The 14582-nt window shown below is 54.4% G+C and carries 15 protein-coding genes and 2 pseudogenes; 5 read left to right on the top strand and 12 right to left on the bottom strand.

Annotated features, from left to right (window positions below; genetic code table 11):
• Nucleotide 1 precedes the first annotated feature (1 nt).
• From AC2FFA_RS08650 to AC2FFA_RS08630, 5 genes are read right to left on the bottom strand one after another with little or no spacing between them, the layout of a single operon-like run.
• Nucleotides 2-850 (bottom strand): ABC transporter ATP-binding protein, encoded by an 849-nt coding sequence (locus AC2FFA_RS08650; protein ID WP_117872988.1) that lies wholly within the window; start codon nt 848-850, stop codon nt 2-4.
• A complete protein-coding gene (locus AC2FFA_RS08645) occupies nt 847-1758 on the bottom strand; it encodes an ABC transporter permease (protein ID WP_299643393.1) in 912 nt (303 codons plus the stop codon). Before AC2FFA_RS08645 ends, AC2FFA_RS08650 begins: the two co-directional genes overlap by 4 nt.
• Nucleotides 1755-2813 (bottom strand): ABC transporter permease, encoded by a 1059-nt coding sequence (locus AC2FFA_RS08640; RefSeq protein ID WP_299897630.1) that lies wholly within the window; start codon nt 2811-2813, stop codon nt 1755-1757. Before AC2FFA_RS08640 ends, AC2FFA_RS08645 begins: the two co-directional genes overlap by 4 nt.
• The gene (locus AC2FFA_RS08635) at nt 2814-4409 is read right to left on the bottom strand and encodes an ABC transporter substrate-binding protein (RefSeq protein ID WP_299897627.1); all 1596 of its coding nucleotides are present in this window, start codon (nt 4407-4409) and stop codon (nt 2814-2816) included.
• A 35-nt stretch (nt 4410-4444) separates the two neighbouring features.
• Nucleotides 4445-5500: a dipeptidase gene (locus AC2FFA_RS08630; protein WP_496670271.1), complete on the bottom strand. Its 1056-nt coding sequence runs from the start codon at nt 5498-5500 to the stop codon at nt 4445-4447.
• Nucleotides 5501-5574: 74 nt separating this feature from the next.
• On the opposite strand from AC2FFA_RS08630, the pseudogene AC2FFA_RS08625 reads away from it, so the two are divergent.
• The 3 genes and pseudogenes from AC2FFA_RS08625 to AC2FFA_RS08615 all read left to right on the top strand — a co-directional run.
• Nucleotides 5575-5814 (top strand): annotated as a pseudogene (locus tag AC2FFA_RS08625) (helix-turn-helix domain-containing protein); the annotation flags it as partial.
• A 24-nt stretch (nt 5815-5838) separates the two neighbouring features.
• Complete coding sequence (locus AC2FFA_RS08620) at nt 5839-6534, top strand: LysR substrate-binding domain-containing protein (protein ID WP_299898359.1); 696 nt, start codon at nt 5839-5841, stop codon at nt 6532-6534.
• A gap of 138 nt (nt 6535-6672) precedes the next feature.
• Nucleotides 6673-6963 (top strand): DDE-type integrase/transposase/recombinase, encoded by a 291-nt coding sequence (locus tag AC2FFA_RS08615; RefSeq protein WP_496851163.1) that lies wholly within the window; start codon nt 6673-6675, stop codon nt 6961-6963.
• A gap of 119 nt (nt 6964-7082) precedes the next feature.
• Here AC2FFA_RS08615 and AC2FFA_RS08610 read toward each other — a convergent pair whose 3' ends face one another.
• The 3 genes from AC2FFA_RS08610 to AC2FFA_RS08600 are packed head-to-tail and all read right to left on the bottom strand — an operon-like array spanning nt 7083 to nt 8967.
• Entirely contained in the window at nt 7083-7472 is a 390-nt protein-coding gene (locus tag AC2FFA_RS08610) for a YybH family protein (protein WP_496851162.1), read from the bottom strand.
• Nucleotide 7473: 1 nt separating this feature from the next.
• Nucleotides 7474-7974 (bottom strand): DoxX family protein, encoded by a 501-nt coding sequence (locus AC2FFA_RS08605; RefSeq protein ID WP_496670266.1) that lies wholly within the window; start codon nt 7972-7974, stop codon nt 7474-7476.
• 12 nt (nt 7975-7986) lie between these two features.
• The gene (locus AC2FFA_RS08600; RefSeq protein ID WP_496851160.1) at nt 7987-8967 is read right to left on the bottom strand and encodes an NAD(P)-dependent alcohol dehydrogenase; all 981 of its coding nucleotides are present in this window, start codon (nt 8965-8967) and stop codon (nt 7987-7989) included.
• 98 nt (nt 8968-9065) lie between these two features.
• On the opposite strand from AC2FFA_RS08600, the gene AC2FFA_RS08595 reads away from it, so the two are divergent.
• Together AC2FFA_RS08595 and AC2FFA_RS08590 are read left to right on the top strand one after the other, a co-directional pair.
• Nucleotides 9066-9947, top strand: a complete 882-nt coding sequence (locus AC2FFA_RS08595) for a LysR family transcriptional regulator (RefSeq protein WP_496851159.1) — start codon at nt 9066-9068, stop codon at nt 9945-9947.
• Nucleotides 9948-10279: 332 nt separating this feature from the next.
• Nucleotides 10280-10959 (top strand): annotated as a pseudogene (locus AC2FFA_RS08590) (IS6 family transposase).
• 286 nt (nt 10960-11245) lie between these two features.
• On the opposite strand, the gene AC2FFA_RS08585 reads toward AC2FFA_RS08590, so the two are convergent.
• The 4 genes from AC2FFA_RS08585 to phnC are packed head-to-tail and all read right to left on the bottom strand — an operon-like array spanning nt 11246 to nt 14563.
• Entirely contained in the window at nt 11246-12151 is a 906-nt protein-coding gene (locus AC2FFA_RS08585; protein ID WP_496851157.1) for an HAD-IIA family hydrolase, read from the bottom strand.
• Entirely contained in the window at nt 12148-12963 is an 816-nt protein-coding gene (phnE, locus tag AC2FFA_RS08580) for a phosphonate ABC transporter, permease protein PhnE (RefSeq protein ID WP_117873982.1), read from the bottom strand. Before phnE (AC2FFA_RS08580) ends, AC2FFA_RS08585 begins: the two co-directional genes overlap by 4 nt.
• Nucleotides 12963-13778 carry a phosphonate ABC transporter, permease protein PhnE gene (phnE, locus tag AC2FFA_RS08575; RefSeq protein WP_496851156.1) on the bottom strand — a complete coding sequence of 272 codons (816 nt, stop codon included), beginning with the start codon at nt 13776-13778 and terminating at the stop codon, nt 12963-12965. The genes phnE (AC2FFA_RS08580) and phnE (AC2FFA_RS08575) overlap by 1 nt, the downstream gene beginning before the upstream one ends.
• Nucleotides 13775-14563, bottom strand: coding sequence for a phosphonate ABC transporter ATP-binding protein (gene phnC / locus AC2FFA_RS08570; RefSeq protein WP_117873977.1), 789 nt, complete (start codon nt 14561-14563; stop codon nt 13775-13777). Before phnC ends, phnE (AC2FFA_RS08575) begins: the two co-directional genes overlap by 4 nt.
• Nucleotides 14564-14582: the final 19 nt, after the last annotated feature.

The raw sequence follows: 14582 nt of genomic DNA, 5'->3' as shown, positions 1-14582 counted from the left end.
TTCATCCCCTCACGCTTGGCGCTTCGGACCAGGCCGGATCGCGGGCCAGCACACTCAGGTGTGAGCGTTTGTCATCAAGCCGCGGGAGTGAATTCAGCAGCCCTCTGGTATAGGGATGCCGGGCCTTGTGCAGCTTGTCAGCTTCGCAAACCTCGACAATCCGCCCGGAATACATGATCAGGACGCGGTCGCAGAATTCGGACACCAGATTCAAATCATGGCTGATGAAAATCAAACCCATTCCCCGTTCCTTGACCAGCCCGTCCATAATGTTCAGTACTTGCCGCTGAACGCTGACATCCAGTGCCGAAGTGGGTTCATCGGCGATCAGTATCTTGGGATTGGGAATTAGCATCATGGCAATCATGATACGCTGCCCCATCCCACCTGAAACCTCATGCGGATAAGCCCGCATCACACGCTCGGGATCACGGATCGAAACACTCTCCAGCATCTCGATCGCCATCTTTTTGGCGCGTGCCTTTGAACCGGAATTATGCTGAAGGTAGGCCTCCATGAGCTGCTCTCCAACAGTAACTACTGGGTTCAGTGAGAACTTCGGATCCTGCATGACCATGGAAATCTTTTTGCCACGCACCTCGCGCATTTTGCGTTCGCTGAGTTTCAGCAGGTCTTGACCTTCCAGATTGATGTGATCAGCCTCGACGATACCCGGTTTGCGGATCAGGCGCAGAATGGCCCGGCCCGTCATCGACTTGCCGGAACCACTTTCGCCGACGATACCCAAACGTTCTCGCCCCAGCGAAAAAGAGACACCGCGCACAGCATCAAACACACCCTGCCGGGTCGGGAACCGAACCCACAGGTCTTCGATATCCAAAAGACTCATTGTCCACCATCCTTCGGGTCGAGCGCGTCCCTCAGCCCATCACCCAACAGGTTGAAGGCGAGTGAGACCGTAAAGATCGCAAGCCCCGGTACAGTCGCGACCCACCAGTGATCAAGGATGAACCTGCGGCCTTCTGAAATCATCGCGCCCCATTCCGGGCTTGGCGGTTGTGCCCCCAAGCCAAGAAAGCCAAGACCGGCTGCGGCCAGAATGATCCCCGCCATGTCGAGCGTAACACGTACTATCAGTGACGAGATACAAAGCGGCCAGATATGCCGAGTAATGATCCGCAGCGGCCCGGCACCCTGAAGGCGTATCGCGTTGATATAGTCGGTCGATCGGATCGTAAGCGTTTCTGCCCGCGCCATGCGTGCATAGGGCGGCCATGCCGTGAGCGAAATTGCCAGCACCGCGTTTTCGATCCCTGCCCCAAGCGCAGCTACAAAAGCCAATGCCAAAACAAGTCGCGGGAAGGCGAGGAAGATGTCGGTTATCCGCATGAGGATCACATCTGCCCATCCACCCGCATATCCGGCGACAGTCCCGACCAAAAGACCCGCGACCGGGGCAATGAGCGCCACCAGCGCCACGATGTATAGCGTAATTCGCGCCCCATAGATCAGACGGGACAGAATATCCCGCCCCAAGCTGTCGGTTCCAAGCAAGTGTCCTTCGGCGCCGATGGGAAGCAATCGGCTGGACAGATTCTGAACAAACGGATCATATGGCGCGAGGATAGGCGCAAAGACGGCAGCGAAAACGAGAACCACAAGGATTGCCAAACCAACCATAGCCATCGAGTTCGACCGCAAGGTCAGCCAGCCTTTGTACAAGCTGGCCAATCTGGCATGCCGGCGGGATGTGGGTTCGTCGGTCAGCAGCCACTGACGCAAAGTCATGTCGCTCATTTCGACCTCGGATCAAAGAAACGGTAAAGAAGGTCCGAGAATATGTTCAGGCAGATAAAGATCAGACCAACCACCACTGTTCCTCCGAGAACGGCATTCATGTCAGCGCTTAGCAGAGCGGTCGTGATATAGCTGCCGATCCCCGGCCAGCTAAAGATGATCTCGGTCAGAACAGAACCTTCAAGCAGATTAGCATAACTCAACGCGATGACTGTAATAAGCTGTACTCGGATATTCTTGAAGGCGTGGCGCCAGATAACCTGCCGCTCTGACAGGCCTTTGACGCGAGCGGTAATAACATATTCCGCCGACAACTGTTCCAGCATGAAGGATCGCGTCATCCGGCTGATGTAGGCCAGCGAGTAATACCCCAGCAGCGCGGCTGGCAGGATGATATGGGACAAAGCATTTCGGAAGACATCCCAATCTTGAGCTATGGCGCTGTCCACAAGGATCAGTCCTGTTCGCGCAGGAACTATATCTTCATAGAAAATGTCCAGCCGACCTGGGCCGCCAACCCAGCCAAGTATCCCGTAGAAGACCAGCAGACCCATAAGCCCCAACCAGAATATTGGCATCGAATAACCAACAAGCGCGACCACACGTGCAATCTGGTCGATCCACGATCCGCGCTTGACAGCGGCGATCACACCCAGCGGAACACCCATAAAGATGCCGATCAACACACCCAGGGTTGCCAATTCCAGCGTAGCCGGAAATACGCGGGCAATATCCTCGGACACCGGGCGGGCATTCAGCAGAGAGTTGCCAAAATCGCCATGCAGAACATCCCAAAGATAGTATCCGAACTGCACCAACAACGGCTTGTCCAGACCAAGCTGTTGATAGACCGCGTCATACGTCGATTGCGAGGCCCGCTCGCCAACGATCGCCAGTACCGGGTCGATCGGCATGACGCGACCGATGATGAAGGTCACGAACAGCAGGCCCAGCATTGTAATAGCAATGGTGCCAACGGTTTTAAGGATGCTCTTGATCCAATGGATAAGAGGCGCCGCGCGGCGCCCCTCAGTTGGTCTTTCGGCCAGTGCCATTTACTTGGTCACCTGCCAGTATGATGCCGACGTGATCGCCTGGCCGGTCGAGAAGTTAGTTACATTTTCACGCAGCGCCGATTGTTCAATCTGCTGGAACATAATGACAAAGGGTGAGGTTTCACGGAACTCAGCCTGGATTTCTTTGTACATGTCAGCCCGTTTCACGGTGTCGTTCTCAACAACGGCTGCGGCCGTTTTCTCTGTCAGGCCGCCGGTGTCCCAGGAATTTCGCCATGCCAACAGCCCAGTTGCGTTGGCCGCATCCGAATTGTCTGGATTATAGGCAAACGTCCCCGCGTTGGTTTGCGGATCAGGATAATCGGGTCCCCATGCACCAAGATAGACGTCCAGTTCCCGTGCACGGTACCTTGCCAGGATTTGCTTCGCGGTACCAACGGTGATGTTCATGGTGATACCGACCTGAGCGAGTGCATTCTGCATGGACTGGGCGATTTCAATCCGTTCCTGCGCCTCTCGCACACCTACTTCGATCTCAAGTCCGCTAACACCGGCTTCATCCAGCAGTGCCTTTGCTTTTTCGACATCAAAGCTGAACGGGTTCTCATCAGATGCGCCGAGATAAGTTTGTGGCAGGAAATTCTGATGAATTGTGTACTGACCTTTCAGGAAGCTGTCACGCATCCCTTCATAGTCGATCAGGTATTTGAACGCCTGACGTACCTGAGGTTTGCTGAGCTCGGGATGCTTCTGGTTCAGCGAAACATACATCAGACGGCCCTTCAGCTCATCCGAAATCTTGACACCTGCAACCGACGACACCCCTGCAACGTCTTCGGGGTTCAGGTTGCGGGCAACGTCGATGTCACCGCGCTCCAACAGCAAGCGCTGGCTGGCGCTTTCCTGAACGTGACGAACAACTACACGCTCCATTGCCGGGGCACCCAGATAGAAATCAGGGTTGGACTTCAGGGTTACACTTTCATTGGGCTTCCAGCTCACCAGGCTGTAAGCACCTGAGCCCGCCGTATTGGTTTTGAGCCATTCATTGCCCAGATCGCCATCCTTGTCGTGTTCCATTACCGTCTTTTTGTCGACGATGCCACCGATGGTCGCGGTCAGACAGTTCAGAACGAAGGATGTTGCGTAGGGCTTGTCTGTCGTGATCGTCAGAGTGTTACCATCCGCGACTATTGTTTGTTCGACGTTTTCCGGTGTGAAGCCAAACTGGGTCAGGATAAAGGCCGGCGTTTTATTCAAAATGATCGCGCGGCGCAGAGAAAACTGAACATCTTCCGCAGTTACCGGATTACCGGAGTGAAAGGTCAGCCCTTCCCTGATCTTGAAGGTAATCGACTTGCCGTCTTCTGACACATCCCAGCTTTCCGCGACGTCTGGCTGATATCCTGCATCAAGATCCAGCGGGTCAAAATTCACAAGCTTTTGGTAAACATTCCGGCTGACATCCGACCCGGCAAATTCAAAGCTTTCCGCAGGATCCAGCGTCGTGATGTCGTCGATACGGTTTGCAATCACCAGCATGTTCGGCGGTGTCTCCGCCATTGCCGAAGTCGAGGTCACGGCGAGCGCCAGTCCCAGCGCCGCACCGGTAAGCAATCTATTAAATGCGTTCATTTTGTCCTCTCTGTCATCAGATCTCTCAACAACGGTTACGATCCCCAGGTTTTTTCAAGTACACGCAACCAGTTTTCATGGCAGAGCTTCTTGACGAGCTCTTTGCCGTATCCATGGTTTTCCATGGCATCTCTCAATCTGGGCAGCATTGAGATATCTGTTATCTCATCCGGCACCACTGCCCCATCATAGTCCGACCCAAGCCCTACGCGATCTTCGCCCAATACGCCGATCAGATGATCAAGGTGCACGAGCACCTGCGTCAAAGGCACATCAGACAACATCCGTCCGTCTTCACGCAGAAACGCTGCGGCGAAATTAAGACCGACCATCCCGTCGCTTTCCGCAATGGCACGTAGCTGGTCATCGGTTAGATTTCGCGCATGTGGACAGATTGAATGGGCATTTGAATGCGTTGCAACCAACGGCGCTTCCGAATATCGCGCCACGTCCCAAAACCCTTTTTCATTGAGATGGGATAAATCCAACATGATGCCAAGCGCGTTGCAGCGCTGCACGAGCCGCAATCCGTGATCTGTCAGCCCTGGACCAGTATCCGGCCCCGATGGATATCTGAACGGCACCCCGTGACCAAAAATGTTCGGCCTGCTCCAGACCGGCCCGAGAGAACGTAACCCGGCTGCATGGAAAACGTCGAGTGAGTGCAGATCGGCGTCAATCGCTTCGGCACCTTCGATATGGAATATGGCCGCCATCTGACCCTGTGCCTTACAAGCCCGAATATCTGAAACCGAGCGGACCACTTTCAACGCACCCAATCGTTCCAGTTCAAGCAAAATGGCAATCTGGCTCATAGCCGCTGGTAAAGCGTCTTCCGCATCGATCTGATCAGGAAGCGGCAGATCATAGCTGGGCTGAACCATCTCTTCCATCTTGGCATCGACGTCCATGGGGGATGGAACCCAGATGGCAAAGAAACCTCCCCCAAATCCACCTACCTTGGACTTGGTAAGATCTATCGCACCTTCGAGACCGGTTACGAAGCGGTCAGCTTCAGCCAAACCACCCGACGAAAAAAGCTTCGATAATACGTCGTTGTGCCCATCGAAGATAAGAGGATATGTGCTCAACTTTGCATCATCCGATCTAGTATCATTTCGATACACGCTAACAGACGCTATCATCATAATTGCAAAAATTATTGATGAGTTTTACTCATAGAGCTAGTCGTAATCATGTGGGTGTCGTGCAATTGAAGAAACCACGCAACTGGCACTCGCTGCCAGAGTATCAAGCACTACGCGCACTCATGCAGTCTGGAACAACCGCGTCGGCAGCACGACAACTTGGCTTGTCTCAATCAGCAGTAAGCCGGTCCGTCAGCAGCTTGGAAGCTCGACTTGGCAGAACGCTGTTTGAGCGCGATGCGGGCCGATTGCGACCCACACAAGAGGCCGTGAGGCTCAATATGCGGCTGGATCCCTTATTCGAGGCATTGGACCGTATCGATGGTCCGGGCGAAACTGTGCAGGAGACACTGCGCCTCGTCGCACCGCCCAGCTATGCGCATAGATATATCGTTTCCCTCATCGCAAGCTTCATTCGAGGAAACCCGGAGTTTTTCGTTAACCTGGAGGTAACAACTTCGGATATGGTTACGCTTGGTATACTTGAGAACCGTTTCGATCTTGCGGTAACCGGGATCGAACAAAGCCGGGCTGGTATCAAACTCATCCCATTTCGCGAGTCTCCCGCAGTTTGCGTTATGCGACCCGAGCATCCGCTTTCCGGGCGAAAGATACTTAAACCGGTTGACCTGCATGAACAGGAGTTGATCGCCCTAACGTATAGACATGGACGGCGCGGACAACTTGACCGATTGCTTCATCAGGTTCGCGCCGAGCCGAAAATAGTTGCAGAAGTCTCCACCTCTTTTGCCGCTGCGGACATGGCACGTGAAGGGTTGGGACTGGCCGTTATCAACCCCTTTCCAGTGTACCACTATCGATCTCCCGACTTGGCATTTGTCCGATTTGAGTCTCCGATGCGGTATCGCGGTCACTTTGTCGTATCAGATCAAAAACCGGTTCCAAGAATCGCGCGGGCCTTCATGCGACATCTTCGATTGAATACACCTCCCGATCCGTTTTCAGACCCAGGCTAGTTCGTCTATTTTAGTGGGTTGTGTCGCACATTGTGGACTTGGTTTGAAAAGAGCACTGGGTCCCGCGTATGTTGCCTTTGGATAGATCACAAACAGGTACTACCATGTTCTTTTCGAAAGGCAGTCACTTCCCCAAGGATGCGGTTTTTTTTACGCGATGTGCGGGTTGACCACACTGCCTTGAACAGTTGGGTGGCGAAACATTCACCGTTGGTCGCAGCACGCGACCGTTCGAAAAAGCGCCCAACACTGAAATCTTGGCGTATGGACGAAACCTATTTGCGTGTTCGTGGGAAGTGGAAGTACCTCCATCGAGCAGTAGACAAAGCAGGAAATACTCTTGATTTATGCGGTCTGAGCGACGGAATCGTCCGGCAGCCATCAGATTCCTTGCCAAAGCGTTATCCACCAACGGAATTCCAGAATTGATCGTGATTCACAAGAGCGGTGCCAATGCAGCCGGTATGCCTTGGGAGCAAAAAAGGGCGGCGCCAGATCAACCAGCGCCGCCGGAAACGTCTCCGTGATGATGCCACGCCACAACGAAGTTAGTCTTCGTCGAGCAGATCGGTACCGTAGGAGTTGTCGACCGCACAGAGCCATCCACGTGTTTCGTCTTGTACGAAAACGTAGGTGGCACGGCGGTCAATTGGTTCCTTGGCTTCTCCGGTGTGGAGCACCGTTTCCATGATCACCAGCGCCGTACCACCACCCTTTATCACCTGTGCTTTACCTTGCGTGACGGTCAGCGTGTTCCCGAAATGCTTGGCGATTGCCTCGAAGGCCTTCCGGATCTGGACCTTGCCGCGTGCGATCTGGCCAGGCTGAACCACAAGAACGGCGTCGTCAGCATAAAGCTCCACGAGGGTATCGAAGTCTTCGGCATTTATTGCCGTGTCCGCCAGTTTGATCAGGTTGAGAACGTCATGTTCCTGCATCTTAATGTCCTTTCCGGAAAATTTGCATCATGCCGAGGCTGTTTGACTGTACCGCGTCTCCGGGGTGAACCACGAAGAACCACGCCCACCAGATCAGCAACGACTGAAGCGGTGCGCGGATCAGGAGGTAGATCGGTCCCTGAACATGCCCGCCCATGCCGGTGTGATTGAACGCGGCATAAACATTGACTGGAAAGAATGCGACCAAGACGCCGATGCCGAGAAGTCCGGCCAGGCGACGGTTGGCAGGATTTATGAGTCCGGCGGCAACGCCAAGTTCGAGCAGTCCGGTTGCCAGGACGAGCGGCGTGGCAAAGGGAATGAACGGTGGTATCATCCGGGTCATTGCCTTGGTCTCGACAAAGTGACCGACGCCAAAGAAAGCGAAGGCAAGGGCGATGCCGATGGTACCACCTAAGCGCGTTTTACCTGTGCCGCCGATTGCCCGCGCGACAAGAAGAGGTATGAAAAGCAGGCAGAGTATGATGAGGGGCGTTGTCATCTTTCCAACTCGCTAAACAACGACGACATTGCCGCGCTTGCGGCCCGTTTCGACGTAAGCGTGCGCTTCGACCAGGTCGGAAAGTGAATAGACGCGATCCATCACCGGCGAAAACTTGTTCTCGGCCATGAGCGTCAGAACTTCCGACAACTCTTCTCGATGGACCTCGGGTTTCGTCATACCGGCAGCAGCAAACATCGCCTTTTTGTGCCTGAATAGCCCGGTCAGGATCGTGTCGCGCAAAAGCGCCAACCCAAGCACCGGACACAGATAGCGCCCGTTCTCAACAAGCGCGGGTTTGGCCGCGCCAAAGGACGAAACCCCGAGCGTGTCGAAGACAACGTCATAATCGGCCCCGTGCTTGAGAGGGTCTTCGACGTTGTAGTCCGCAGCATGGTCAGCGCCGAGAGAGCGGAGTAACTCCGTGTTACGTGCGCTTGCGCTGGCAGTGACCTTTGCGCCGAGTGCTTTGGCGAATTGGACCGCCGCGGTCCCGAGGCTCCCGGACCCACCAAGGATTAGCACGCGTTCACCTGGTTGCACCTTTGCCACGCGGGTCAAGAAGTGCCAAGATGTCATCGCACCATCAAAGAGCGTGGCAGCTTCTCCATAGTTTACCGTGTCCGGCTTGTTTAGAAGACTGCCTTCCTCGTCGACGCTGATGTGCGTCGCGTTGGCACCAAACCGAAGGCCGGCTTCACCAAAGACGGCGTCGCCGACGTGAAACTTCGTTACAGTGTCTCCGACGGCGACAACATCGCCCGAAAAGCAGGTGCCAGCCAAACCCGCGCGAGGGCGCTTCAATCCAATAAAGAGGCGGGCAAACTTCGGTTGCCCAGCCCGCATCATCCCATCGGCACGAGAAACTGCAGAGGCGCGAATGCGGATCAGAACCTCTGCTGTGGCGGGCGCTGGAACCGGGCGCGAGACCGCGGTGAGAACGTCGGGTCCACCGTAGCGGCTGACGCTCCAGGCGTTGAGTGTCGTTTCCATGGTGATCTCCTTCATTGTACGATGATGGAGTTATCGGTTTTCTTTCGATCCAATAATTGTCTATATTGAACCGGAATGGTTCAAAAACGTTACGCTAAATGGATTGGAAGTCACTTCCCGCCTTCCTCGCAGTTGCCCGCTCAGGAACTCTTCGCGCTGGCGCCGAGCAGATGGATGGCACGCATGCCACTGTGCGCCGACAGATCGAAGGGTTGGAGGCGCAGCTTGGAACGACGCTGTTTCGCCGGAACGCGGGGGGGCTGACACTCACGGCGGCCGGACGACGTTTGCTACCACTGGCAATCGAGGCGGAAACGGCGCTGCTCAAAGGGTTCAGCGCGGTCAAAGGTCTCGACCGGGAAGCGTCGGGGCGCATCCGTTTGTCGGCCGATCCGTTGACGGCGCATTATCTGCTCGCACCGGTTCTGGCGGATTTTGCCGCGCTTTACCCGGAGATCGAGATTGAACTGAAACTGTCCTATCTTCTCGATTCGATCGAGAAGGACGAGACGGATGTATCAATCCGCCATGTTCTTGAGGTTGAGGAGGATGCCGTCGGACGCAAACTCTTTCCCTTGTCGTTGGGGGTCTTTGCGTCACGTCGCTATATTGATGCGCACCTACCGAACGCTGGATCGAAAGGTAAAGGTCTGACCTGGATCGGCTACGGGGACGTGCCCGAGTTGCAAAAGATGATCGCGGCCACGCCTTTTGCCGAGGCCCGCGTTCGGCACATCGTCACGGACCCACAAATGCACCTGCATCTGGCCCGCGCCGGGGCTGGCATGACATTCCTGTCCAATTGGGTTCCCAGCGTCTTTCCGGAATTGCAGCGCGTGCCTGGAACCCAATTGGATCAACGTCGCTCAACCTGGATTCTTATGCACGGCGGGCTGCGGCGGGTTCAACGCGCCCGGCTTCTCGTGGATTATTTGGGCGCAGCCCTTTTGGAGCGACGTGCGGACTTCATTGGTCAGTAAGACGTCTGTTGATTAATGCCAGACGACGGCAATCTCGAAAAAGAACATCACCGTCATGATTGGTCTTCGGGACTTGCGTTCCGTCGCGGATGGCATGATCCAGTTCAAGGTGGGTGAAACGAAGAAGGCGCCGACTGTCGCCCACCCGGTCCAGCGGGGCCAGCCTGGCCAAATTCCATCAGCCGACAAAACAGAAAAGGTGACTGCCGCTAGTATGGCGATGGCAACCGCGGTAATGATCCGCTCGGGATCTGTTGCAAACTTTTGACCACTGACCTTCGTGGCGGGATCGCCTGTGTAGCAAACGGCGTTATCCAGTTGAAGGTTGGTCTATGATTTCTTTCAAAGATTCGCAGTATCCGAAGGATGTGATCCTGTTCGCGGTGTTCTTTTATGTCCGCTACGCTGTTTCCCATCGAGACCTTGAAGAAATCATGGCCGAGCACGGCATTTCTGTTGATCCCACTGTACTGAGCCGTTGGGTCACATGGTATTCCGGCGCGATCGCTGAAACAGCGCGTCGTCGAAAAGCGCCATGTGATCGTTCGTGGAGAATGGACTAAACTATCATCAAAGTTAAAGGCGCGTGAGTTTACCTCTATTGAGCTGTCGACAAGCACGGCAAGAGCCTTGATTTCATGCTTTTGCGACGTCTTAACAAACCTACCGCCACCAAGTTCTTCGCTAAGATGCTGGACGCGAATGGATTGCCGAGGAAGATTGTGATCAACAAAAGCGGAGCCAACACCGCAGGCATCCAGGCCATCAACGAATGCTAAAAAACTTTGGCTGCCCGATCCCAATCGAGATGGCGAAGCGGAATTACTTGAACAATATCGCGGGGCAGGACCACCGGTTTATCAAGAGGCGTACTCGACCGATTCAGTGCTTCAAGGCCTTTGTTTTTGAATCGGCAACTTTGGATGGGATCGAAGTTGCGAACATGGTTCGCAAAGGTCAGTTCACGCCCGGCCTCTGCCCGCTTCGTCAATTTGCGGAACTGGCTGCTTAACTCGCAGATCCAACGTAACCTCTTCAGTCAGCAAGAAGCTTCGCAACAAAAACCATTGGGGACACCTTGTGTCTGACGTCAGCGCCAATGGGACAGTTTGGGTCGATTTTATAAGAGAGGATTTCTGTCTCATCCTAACCACCAAGGAGTGAAGATGAGATATCACCGGGCGGCGTACAAGATGATGTCACGTGGAAAACGATGATGCTTGAAAGGCGACATGCGCGGAATGAGCGAATTCAAAAATCAAAAATCGTTACGTCACTCCGTCAATGCAACAGTCTCATCAAGGCCGGTTTACGACAAAGTCCGGTACAATCTTTGCCTTCTTGATGGCGGCTTCAACATCATGCCCGGCGAAGAATCCAAATCCTGAGATGAGTGCCGATACTATCCCGGCATTGCGTGCCCCCACGATGTCTGTGTGCAGGCTGTCGCCAACCATCAGCACGCGGGATTTGTCGATGTGCCCGAGGCGTTGGAAAGCAAGATCATAAATGTTGCCGAAAGGCTTTCCAAAAAACTGAGGCGCAATACCTGTTCGGTCTGCCAGCCTGTGCGCGAAAAGACCGGGCTCTTTGGAAAAGCCATACTCGCGAGGCGCGACTATGTCAGGGTTGCCGACCATTACCGGGCGGGGACGTTTTAACAAGGCAGTTTCCAACATGGCTTGCCGCGTTTCGGTCCAGACCGCTGACCCGATCATTAAAAATCCGTCGACGGTTTCGTAGGGTTTCGGGTCATCTTCCAGATAGGATACTTGCAACCCCTCCAGATCGCGAAGACCGTCACCTGGTGTCGCCATCAATCCCCAATGCAGCTTACTTTGGCCGTTTAGTTCACCCAACAAAGTTGCCCGGCTGGTGATTACGTCCTGCGGTGCGAAATCATAACCAAGCCTGGTATATTTTTCCAAAAGAGCTTCGTGCGGGACTGATGCGGCATTCGACACGACCAGAACACGCTTGCCAGCGGCTTTCAGTGACCTGACCCGTTCCGGTGTGCCTGGAATCGCCGTATCGCCGATATTGAGAACACCGAAAGCATCAAGAAGGAAAACGTCGAACTCATCAGCTATTTCCTCCAACGTCGCTGCCTTGCGCAAGCTCACTTCAGACGGTGTGGTTTCAGGAAGGCGGTGGCGTACAGCCTCGTAGGCATCAAAAGCCTCTCGCGCTGAGAATTCGGTCAAATGATCGCTCCTCGAACTTTCGCCGAGACCCATTCACTAATCATTACCGCGACAAGGATGACAATCAGGATCAGGCTGACTTGTGGCCAGGCCAGAACGTTGAGCGAGGCCGACAATTGCAAACCGATTCCTCCAGCTCCAACCAACCCAAGCACTGTGGATTCGCGGATGTTGATATCCCAACGGAAGACAGCAATGCCTGCAAAAGCGGGCAGGATTTGCGGAACGATCCCGTAAGCCATGACTTGCCAGCGCGAAGCACCGGTTGCCGTGATTGCTTCGACCTGCGTGTGATCAATTTCCTCGATCGCCTCATACAGCAGCTTGGCGCAAAACCCAATTGAACGGATGGCGATCGCTACTACACCAGCAAAGACGCCCGGACCAATAATCGCGATCAGTAGCAACGCCCAGATCAGTGAGTTTATTGAGCGGGTCGAGACAATGACTAACAAGGCAATCGGTCGGATGAACAAAGCCGATGGTGTGGTGTTTCGGGCCGCCAGAAAGGCAACCGGCACCGCCATGAACAACGCGATGATTGTCCCCAGGGTCGCGATGTTCAGAGTGTCCCAAATCGGTCGGCCCAACTGGGTGATGTAGCTCCATTTGGGAGGTGTTGCCCGGGTCCAGATATCGTTCGCGATGCGGGGCGCGTCCCAGACAAAAAACCAGGTCGTCGATTCCGAGATGAGTTGCCAGCAGTAAACAAAAACCGCTACGCCTATTAACCAGCCGAACCATCGAACCAGACTCTGACCCGTTGTCCGACGTCGCCAGACTTGTACTTCATTGCGTTCAAGTACCGGCATTATTGAACCCTCGCGCGGATAATTCCCGAAAGATATTCAAGGGCCATGACGATCCCAATGATGAGGATAAGAATGGCTGCTGCCGTGTCGTATTCATAGCGGTCGAACGCGGTGTTCAACGTCGCGCCGATTCCACCAGCTCCAACCAGTCCGAGGATTGCACTTTCTCGGAAATTGATGTCGATACGATACATTGAAAGCCCTACAAGCCGCGGCATCACCTGCGGCTGTACTCCATAGTTGATCCATTGAGTCCAACGCGCTCCAGAGGCTTTGATCGCCTCGGCCTGTACCTTGTCCATGGCTTCGATGTCTTCGGCCAGAAGTTTGGAGAGAAAACCAATGGTGGCGAAGGACAGCGTCAGAAATCCGGCCAGAGGACCAAAGCCGAAGATGGCTACTAGCAAAATTGCGACGATGATCTCTTGCAAAGCCCGACTTATCGCGACAATGCCACGGCAAATTATGTAGATTGGCAAAGGGGCGATATTGCGTGCAGCCCCCAAACCGATTGGGATCGAAATCAGGATGCCCACGACCGACGCTGTTACGGTCATAATGATGCTCTCCAGCAGACCGCTCCAAATGTCTGACCACCGCGAAACGAAGTCCGGGCTGGTAAATGCCAGCACAAACGCCCATCCCCGGTCCAGCCCTTCATAAACCCGGCCCCAATCAACATCGATGGTCATGAAAGCCGCGACCAGGTAAGCAAAAAAGCCCAGGATCAAAGCCCATCGGAGCAATGGTTTTTTCACAAAGGCAGGTTTACGCCAGCCTTTTCCCAACATGTCGTCTAACTCTCGATGGCTCATTCCGCAGCCTCGACATCTTCATCCACTTTTTCGATTGTCGCTTCCCAGTCTTCTTCACCGTAGATCTCGGTCAGCTTGTCGGGGGTCAGGCCTGTTGGAAGGCCGTCATATACTATCTCGCCGAAGCGAAGACCCACGACTCGGGGAACAAACATCTGGGCAAGCGCCACGTCATGGATATTGATAATGGCCGCTAACCCGCGCTCCTGACATAGCTCAGTGATTAGGCGCATGATCTGACGACTGGTCTTTGGATCCAGCGACGCAGTTGGCTCATCGACCAGCAAAAGTTTCGGGTTCTGAATCAAAGCGCGGCAGATACCGACCCTTTGGCGTTGACCCCCCGACAGTTCATCCGCCCGTTTGTCAGCCATGTGTAACAGCCCGACTCTATCAAGCAGGCGGAAGGCCTCGTCGACATCCGACTGAGGGTACCGCCGCAGGAAGCTGCGCCAGAACCCCACATATCCCAGCCGTCCCGACAAAACGTTTTCCATAACCGTGAGGCGTTCAACCAAGGCATATTCCTGAAAGATCATGCCCATTGCGCGGCGTGCCTTCCTTAACGCGCCCGAGCCGAGTTTGGTCAGGTCAACCTCATCCAGAAGGACACCCCCGCTTGTGGGTTCAACCAAACGGTTAATGCAACGGATCATGGTCGATTTGCCCGCGCCCGAAGGCCCAATCAATGCAAGAACCTGTCCTTTTGGAACCTCAAGATCAATGGCCTTCAAGGCCTGATCACCGGTCTTGTATGTTTTCGTCAGCTTTTGAAGACGCAGCATAAGATGCCCCGAGTTAGGG

This window comes from Ruegeria sp. YTSB088, from assembly GCF_059609825.1.
This window is presented reverse-complemented; position numbering and strand designations above follow the sequence as displayed.